The organism is Pseudonocardia halophobica, assembly GCF_027922425.1.
GTDB classification, from domain to species: domain Bacteria; phylum Actinomycetota; class Actinomycetes; order Mycobacteriales; family Pseudonocardiaceae; genus Pseudonocardia; species Pseudonocardia halophobica.
Genome location: NZ_BSFQ01000018.1, coordinates 121,627 through 127,987, shown reverse-complemented (window position 1 = coordinate 127,987; position 6,361 = coordinate 121,627). Strand labels below are relative to the sequence as shown.

General features: G+C 73.8%; 9 protein-coding genes. 3 read left to right on the top strand and 6 right to left on the bottom strand.

All coding sequences use genetic code 11. The features are described 5' to 3' along the window. Both PKE99_RS21170 and sigE read right to left on the bottom strand, forming a co-directional pair. Positions 1-500, bottom strand: a 500-nt coding sequence (locus PKE99_RS21170; protein WP_271214905.1) for an anti-sigma factor family protein, incomplete at its 3' end; no start/stop codon positions are given. Between the two features lie 7 nt (positions 501-507). Then, positions 508-1,140, bottom strand: a complete 633-nt coding sequence (gene sigE, locus PKE99_RS21165; protein WP_081923921.1) for an RNA polymerase sigma factor SigE — start codon at positions 1,138-1,140, stop codon at positions 508-510. A gap of 192 nt (positions 1,141-1,332) precedes the next feature. On the opposite strand from sigE, the gene PKE99_RS21160 reads away from it, so the two are divergent. Continuing rightward, positions 1,333-1,836 (top strand): O-methyltransferase, encoded by a 504-nt coding sequence (locus tag PKE99_RS21160; protein WP_051737059.1) that lies wholly within the window; start codon positions 1,333-1,335, stop codon positions 1,834-1,836. Between the two features lie 16 nt (positions 1,837-1,852). Here the strand turns inward: PKE99_RS21160 and glgC are convergent, their stop codons facing one another. Next, entirely contained in the window at positions 1,853-3,082 is a 1,230-nt protein-coding gene (gene glgC, locus PKE99_RS21155; protein WP_425566429.1) for a glucose-1-phosphate adenylyltransferase, read from the bottom strand. 241 nt (positions 3,083-3,323) lie between these two features. Between glgC and glgA the strand changes: the two genes are divergently transcribed. Then, a complete protein-coding gene (gene glgA, locus PKE99_RS21150) occupies positions 3,324-4,484 on the top strand; it encodes a glycogen synthase (protein ID WP_037042898.1) in 1,161 nt (386 codons plus the stop codon). Between the two features lie 50 nt (positions 4,485-4,534). On the opposite strand, the gene PKE99_RS21145 is transcribed toward glgA, so the two are convergent. Further along, complete coding sequence (locus tag PKE99_RS21145; protein ID WP_051737060.1) at positions 4,535-5,089, bottom strand: CGNR zinc finger domain-containing protein; 555 nt, start codon at positions 5,087-5,089, stop codon at positions 4,535-4,537. A 76-nt stretch (positions 5,090-5,165) separates the two neighbouring features. Here PKE99_RS21145 and PKE99_RS21140 point away from each other — a divergent pair, with 76 nt between their 5' ends. Then, a complete protein-coding gene (locus PKE99_RS21140) occupies positions 5,166-5,387 on the top strand; it encodes a hypothetical protein (RefSeq protein WP_037042900.1) in 222 nt (73 codons plus the stop codon). Positions 5,388-5,430: 43 nt separating this feature from the next. Here the strand turns inward: PKE99_RS21140 and PKE99_RS21135 are convergent, their stop codons facing one another. Further along, entirely contained in the window at positions 5,431-5,598 is a 168-nt protein-coding gene (locus PKE99_RS21135; RefSeq protein ID WP_081923922.1) for a DUF3117 domain-containing protein, read from the bottom strand. Positions 5,599-5,769: 171 nt separating this feature from the next. Continuing rightward, positions 5,770-6,345, bottom strand: a complete 576-nt coding sequence (locus tag PKE99_RS21130; RefSeq protein WP_051737061.1) for a DNA-3-methyladenine glycosylase I — start codon at positions 6,343-6,345, stop codon at positions 5,770-5,772. Positions 6,346-6,361 lie beyond the last annotated feature (16 nt).

Here is a 6,361-nt window from a genome sequence, read left to right as displayed (position 1 = left end):
GCCGCCGCGGCCGCGCCCACGCGCAACCGCCGCCCGCGCGAGGCGGGCAGGTGCCCGCCCGCCAGGCCGGCCGGCCCGGCGAGGCGGCCGGTCAGATCGGGGGTGCGCCGCACCGAGGAGGCGGGCGGCGCGGTGGACGGGCGGGCCTGCGCGTCGGGCATCCGCTCGGGACGCAGCACCGACACCATCTGGCCGTCCGCCGTCATGGCGAGACCGGGCGGCGGGGGCGGCAGCTCGGCCTCCTGCGGGATGTTCCGCAGCATCGAGAGCAGGGAGGAGGGCACGTGCGGCTCGTCGGCCGTCCGCAGGGCCGAGCGCACCTGGCGCTGGGCGACCACCTCGGCGGCGCACTCCCCGCAGGAGGCGACGTGGCCGGCGGCCCGCTCGTGCGCGGCGAGGGAGAGCTCGTCGTCGACGAAGGCCACCACGGCGTCCTGCGACAGGTGGTCGACACCCCAGTTCGGGGCGCTCCGTCCGAACCTCCGACGCGCGTCGGCCATGAACTCCCTACCTCTCCCCGGCCGCCACCAGCTCGCGACCCACCGTGCTCTCCGTACCGCTCTCCGTGCCCTCCAGCGCGCGGCGACGCTCGATCGCCTGACGCAGCGCCGCCCGGCCGCGGTGGATCCTGCTCCTCACGGTACCCAGCTTCACCCCGAGGGTGGCGCCGATCTCCTCGTACGAGAGGCCCTCGACGTCGCAGAGCACGACCGCGGCGCGGAACTCCGGCGCCAGCTCGTCGAGCGCGGCCTGCAGCGTGGGGTCCAGGTGCGTGGCGGAGAACACGTCCTCCGGCTCGGGGCCGCCGCCGGGCAGGCGGTCGGTGTCCTCGGGCAGGCCCTCCATGCGCAGCCGGGCGCGGCGGCGGACCATGTCGAGGAACAGGTTCGTGGTGATGCGGTGCAGCCAGCCCTCGAACGTGCCGGGCCGGTAGTTCGCGAGGGAGCGGAAGACCCGGATGAAGGTCTCCTGCGTGAGGTCCTCGGCGTCGTGCGGGTTGCCCGTGAGCCGGTAGGCGAGCCGGTAGACCCGGTCCGCGTGCTCCCGGACGACCTCGTCCCAGCTCGGCGGGGTCCAGTCGTTCCCCTCGGCGGAACCCGACACGTCGTCGAATCCCACGGTGGCCGGTCGGTCGGTCATGGCGGGGAGCGCACCTCCTGCGGCGGGTCGTGCCGTCCGGTCAACGTCGGGCCGGCGGGGATGGTTCCCGGCCCCGGGGCGGGACCGACGACCCCGGTCCCACGCCACCACCATGACGGACCCCGGTGACAGGAGCGTGATAGTCGTCTGAGAAGAACCTGTGAACCCGGACGACCAGTATGTTCTTCGACCATGACCGCCGGTGAGAGCACTGCGGCCGACACAGGCACCCTCCTCGCCTTCCTGGCCGCGACGACCGCGGCCCGTGCCGTGGTGGAGATCGGCACCGGCTCGGGCGCGAGCGGGCTGCACCTGCTGCGCGGGATGGTGCCCGGCGGCACCCTCACCACGATCGACGTGGACCCCGAGCTGCAGCGCACGGCCCGCCGCTCCTTCCTCGACGCGGGGCACTCCCCCGGCCGGCTCCGGCTGATCAACGGGCTGGCGCTCGAGGTGCTCCCCCGGCTCACGGACGGCGGCTACGACCTCGTGGTGGTCCACGCCCACGACGGGGACGCGGGCGCGTACCTCGCCGAGGCCGTCCGGCTGCTGCGTCCGGGCGGCGTGGTCGTGCTCGCCGGCGCCGAGGACCCGGACCTGCGCGAGACCGTCCGGGCCGCCGAGGAGGGCGAGCAGCTCGTGTCCGCGGTCCTCCCGCTGGCCGGGAGCCTGCTGGTGGCGACCCGGCGCCGGTGATCCCGTCGACCGGTCCCTAGAGGGCCGTCACGCCCTTCCCCAGCACGACGACCCCGCCGGGGCTGACGGTGTAGCGCGCCCGGTCCAGGGCCAGGTCCACGCCGATCAGCGCCCCGTCCGGCACCACGACGTTCTTGTCCAGGATCGCCCGGCGCACCACCGCGCCCCGCCCGATCCGCGCACCCGGCAGCACGACCGAGTCCGAGACCTCCGCGCCGTTCTGCACCGTGACGCCGGGGCTGACCGTGGACCGGCGCACGATGGCGCCGGAGATGATCGTGCCCGCGCCGACGATGGAGTCCTGCGCGATGCCGCCGTCGACGAACTTGGCCGGCGGCAGCGGCGGCGTGGCCGTGCGGATCGGCCAGCGCATGTTGTAGAGGTTGAAGACCGGGTGGATGCTCACCAGGTCGGTGTGCGAGTCGTAGTAGGCGTCGATCGTCCCGACGTCCCGCCAGTAGCCCGAGTCCCGGTCCGTCGCGCCCGGCACGACGTTGTCGGCGAAGTCGTAGACGTGCGCGTCCCCGTCCTTGACCATGCGCGGGATGATGTCGCCGCCCATGTCGTGGTCGGAGTCGCCGTCCTCGGCGTCGGCGCGCAGGGCGTCGATCAGGGCGTCCGTGGTGAACACGTAGTTGCCCATCGAGGCGAACGTGACCTCGGGGTCGTCCGGCACGTGCGGCGGGTCCGACGGCTTCTCCAGGAACCCGACGATCTTGCCGCTCTCGTCCGAGTCGATGCAGCCGAAGGCCTTGGCCTCCACCCGCGGCACCCGGATGCCCGCGACCGTGACGCCCGCGCCGGTGGCGATGTGCTGAGCGATCATCTGGCCCGGGTCCATGCGGTACACGTGGTCGGCGCCGAAGACCGCGATGTAGTCCGGCCGCTCGTCGTAGACCAGGTTGAGGCTCTGGAAGATCGCGTCGGCGCTGCCGGTGTACCAGCGCCGGCCGAGCCGCTGCTGCGCCGGGACGGTGGTGATGTACTGCCCCAGCACGCTCGACAGCCGCCAGGTGGTGGAGATGTGCCGGTCGAGCGAGTGCGACTTGTACTGGGTGAGCACGCAGATCTGGTGGATCCCGGCGTTGACCAGGTTCGACAGCACGAAGTCGATCAGCCGGTAGTTGCCGCCGAACGGCACCGCGGGCTTCGCCCGGTCCGCCGTCAGCGGCCAGAGCCGCTTGCCCTCACCCCCCGCCAGGACGATGCCCAGGACGTTGGCGGGCATCCCACCCGGAGCCAGCATCCGCGAGGAGGTCGTCACCGCTGTCCCCCGTCCCTCGTCGCACCGCGGCCCCTCGGTCGGGACCACCGTCGACGGTCCTGCCGGCCGCCCTGTCGGCGCCGGGGCGTCTCGAGCCTGAACCCTAGTGCGCCAGGGGTGTACCCGGCCATACGGAGGCCATACGCGAGCGGGTTCCCCGACCGGGAGGGAACGGCCTCCTCCGTGCTGTGCCGGGGCCGGTCTACCGATAGCGTGTGCCCGCGTGCGGATCGGTCTGCTCACCCGCGAGTACCCCCCGGACGTCTACGGCGGGGCCGGGGTGCACGTCGCCCATCTCGTGCCGGCGCTGCGCGCGCTGGTCGACGTCGACGTCCACTGCTTCGGCTCCCCCGACGGGCCGCCGCGCGACGGCGTCCGGGCCTATCCGACTCCCGGCGGGCTCGCCGGGGCGAACGCCGCGCTCCAGACGCTGGGCACCGACCTGACGATGGTCGCGGGCGTCGAGGGCGCGGACATCGCGCACTCGCACACCTGGTACGCCAACATGGCCGGTCACCTCTCCAAGACCCTCTACGGCATCCCGCACGTGGTCACCGCGCACTCGCTGGAGCCGCGGCGGCCGTGGAAGGCCGAGCAGCTCGGCGGCGGGTACGCCCTGTCGTCCTGGGTGGAGAAGACCGCCTACGAGGCCGCCGACGCCGTCATCGCGGTCAGCGAGGGCATGCGCCGGGACGTCCTGGAGTGCTACCCCGCGCTCGACCCCGCCCGGGTCCACGTGGTGCACAACGGGATCGACACGGAGTTCTACCGGCCCGACCCCGGCCGGGAGGCGCTCGTCTCGAACGGGGTGGACCCGGACCGGCCGAGCGTGGTGTTCGTCGGCCGGATCACCCGGCAGAAGGGCCTGGCCCACCTCATCGCCGCGGCGCACGAGGTCGCGGAGGAGGCGCAGATCGTGCTGTGCGCGGGCGCGCCGGACACCCCGGAGATCGCCGAGGAGACCGAGAAGGCGGTCGGCGAGCTGGCCGCCTCCCGGCCCGGCGTGATCTGGGTGCGGCGGATGCTGGGCACCGCGGAGGTCCGACAGTTGCTGTCGGCCGCCACCGTGTTCGTGTGCCCCTCGGTGTACGAGCCGCTGGGGATCGTGAACCTCGAGGCGATGGCGTGCGGCACGGCCGTGGTCGCCTCGGACGTCGGCGGCATCCCCGAGGTCGTGGCCGGCGGCGAGACCGGGCTGCTCGTGCACTACGACGAGAACGGGGTCCCGGCCTTCCGCGGCGGCCTGGCCGCCGCGATCAACGAGCTGGTGCGCGACCCGGAGCGGGCCGCGACGATGGGCCGGGCCGGGCGCGAGCGGGCGGTGCGGGAGTTCGCCTGGGCCACCGCCGCCGAGCGCACGGTCGCCATCTACCAGGCCCTGTAACCGCGCGAGTCGCGCTCCCGCCTCGCGCGAGTCGGTCCGGCGGGCCGCGCTCAGCGGGCGGAGCGCTGGCGCGCCCGGTGCGCGGCGACCGCGGACCGGTTGGCGCAGGACGGGGAGCAGTAGCGCCGGGCGGCGTTGCGGGAGGTGTCCGCGAAGACCCGCTCGCACCCGTCGGCGGCGCACCGGCCGTGCCGGTCGAGGCCGTACTCCGAGAGCAGCATCGCGAGGGCGAAGGCCGTGGTGGAGCGGACGCGGTCGAGCACGGCGGCGTCGGGCGGCGAGTAGTGCAGGTGCCAGCCCTGCCCGTCGTGCCGGGTCAGGTGCGGCCCGATCCGCACGTCCGTGAGCAGCGCGTTCACCGCCGCCGCCGCGGTGTCGAGGTCCTCGGCGTCGAAGACGGAGCGCAGCCGCCCGGCCCACCCCCGCAGGTCGGACTCGACGGACGCGGGCGCCCGGCCGGCGATGTACCCGTGCTCCACCAGGACGCGGCGCAGCTGGTCCGGCGGCGCAGCCTCCTCGACGGTGCCGCGCGGCGGCGCGGTCACGGTGTTGACGAGCGCGACGGCCGCACCGAGTGCGTCACTCCGGTAACCGATGAAATCCACTGGCCTCTTACACCTGCTACCCTCGACGAGTAAGCCGTCAACGACGGATGCATATTACCGAATCGAGGGGACCCTCATGCGCTGTGCGCAGTGCGGACGGACCGCAGGCGCCACGACGTTGTCCACGCACCACACCTCGGAGGGCTGGGTGCGCTACGTGCGATGCGGGTGCGGGGCGGTGTCGATCGAGATGCTGACGATCCCGGCCGAGCCGGAGCGCGTCCTCACGGGCGAGCCGGGCACGGTCGCGGGCGCGTCGGGGCTGCGGATCCGCGACCTGCACGCGGTCCGGGCCTGACGAGACCCGGACCGCCGCGGTCGGCCCGTGCGGGCGGCGGGTCTCAGCCCGTCGCGCCGCGCAGGGCCTCGCCGAGGTTCTCGGCCTCCTCGGGCGTCATCTCGACGACGAGGCGGCCGCCGCCCTCGAGCGGCACCCTCATCACGATGCCCCGGCCCTCCTTGGTCACTTCCAGGGGTCCGTCGCCGGTCCGGGGCTTCATCGCCGCCATGTCCTGCTCCCTCCGTCTGTCGTCTCGTGCAGGGCGCCGATGCGCTGGGGAGCGCGCACAGGCGGGATGGTGGCCCTCATTCTTCCCCATCGCGGATCTCGACACGCAACCGAGGCGATCAATCGTGTGGCGTTCACCCAGCGCAACCGGCCTGTCGCTGATCGCGCAGGGCTAGTCCGGGGTGGACGCGGGGCTCTCCGCAGCGGCCGGTCCGGCGGCCCGGAAGCAGTCCGCGACGTGGTCGTCGACCAGCCCGGCGGCCTGCATCAACGCGTAGCACGTGGTGGGTCCGACGAACCGGAACCCGCGGCGCTTGAGCTCCTTGGCCATGGCCTTCGACTCCGGCGTGACGGCCGGGACCTCGGCGAGCGTGGCCGGGCGGACGTGCTCCGCGGGAGCGAAGGACCAGAGCAGCTCGTCGAGCGGGGTGTCCAGCGCGAGCACCGCGCGGGCGTTGGCCAGCGTGGCCTCGATCTTGGCGCGGTTGCGCACGATCCCCGCGTCGCCGAGCAGGCGCGCGACGTCGCTCTCCCCGAAGGCGGCGACGGCGGCGGGATCGAAGTCGGCGAACGCCTTCCGGAAGTGCGGCCGCTTGCGCAGGATGACCAGCCAGGACAGTCCGGACTGGAACGCCTCGAGGGTGAGCCGCTCGAACATCGCCCGCTCGCCGTGCAGCGGGAAGCCCCACTCCTCGTCGTGGTAGGCGACGTAGTCGGGCGCGGAGGTCGCCCAGCCGCAGCGGCTCATCCCATCGGTCACGGGC

What these genes read in the sequence shown, in the direction of transcription:
- sigE (WP_081923921.1), bottom strand. Translation starts at nt 1,140, where the DNA reads ATGACCGACCGACCGGCCACCGTGGGATTCGACGACGTGTCGGGTTCC.
- PKE99_RS21160 (WP_051737059.1), top strand. Translation starts at nt 1,333, where the DNA reads ATGACCGCCGGTGAGAGCACTGCGGCCGACACAGGCACCCTCCTCGCC.
- glgC (WP_425566429.1), bottom strand. Translation starts at nt 3,082, where the DNA reads ATGCTGGCTCCGGGTGGGATGCCCGCCAACGTCCTGGGCATCGTCCTG.
- PKE99_RS21140 (WP_037042900.1), top strand. Translation starts at nt 5,166, where the DNA reads ATGCGCTGTGCGCAGTGCGGACGGACCGCAGGCGCCACGACGTTGTCC.
- PKE99_RS21135 (WP_081923922.1), bottom strand. Translation starts at nt 5,598, where the DNA reads ATGGCGGCGATGAAGCCCCGGACCGGCGACGGACCCCTGGAAGTGACC.
- PKE99_RS21130 (WP_051737061.1), bottom strand. Translation starts at nt 6,345, where the DNA reads ATGAGCCGCTGCGGCTGGGCGACCTCCGCGCCCGACTACGTCGCCTAC.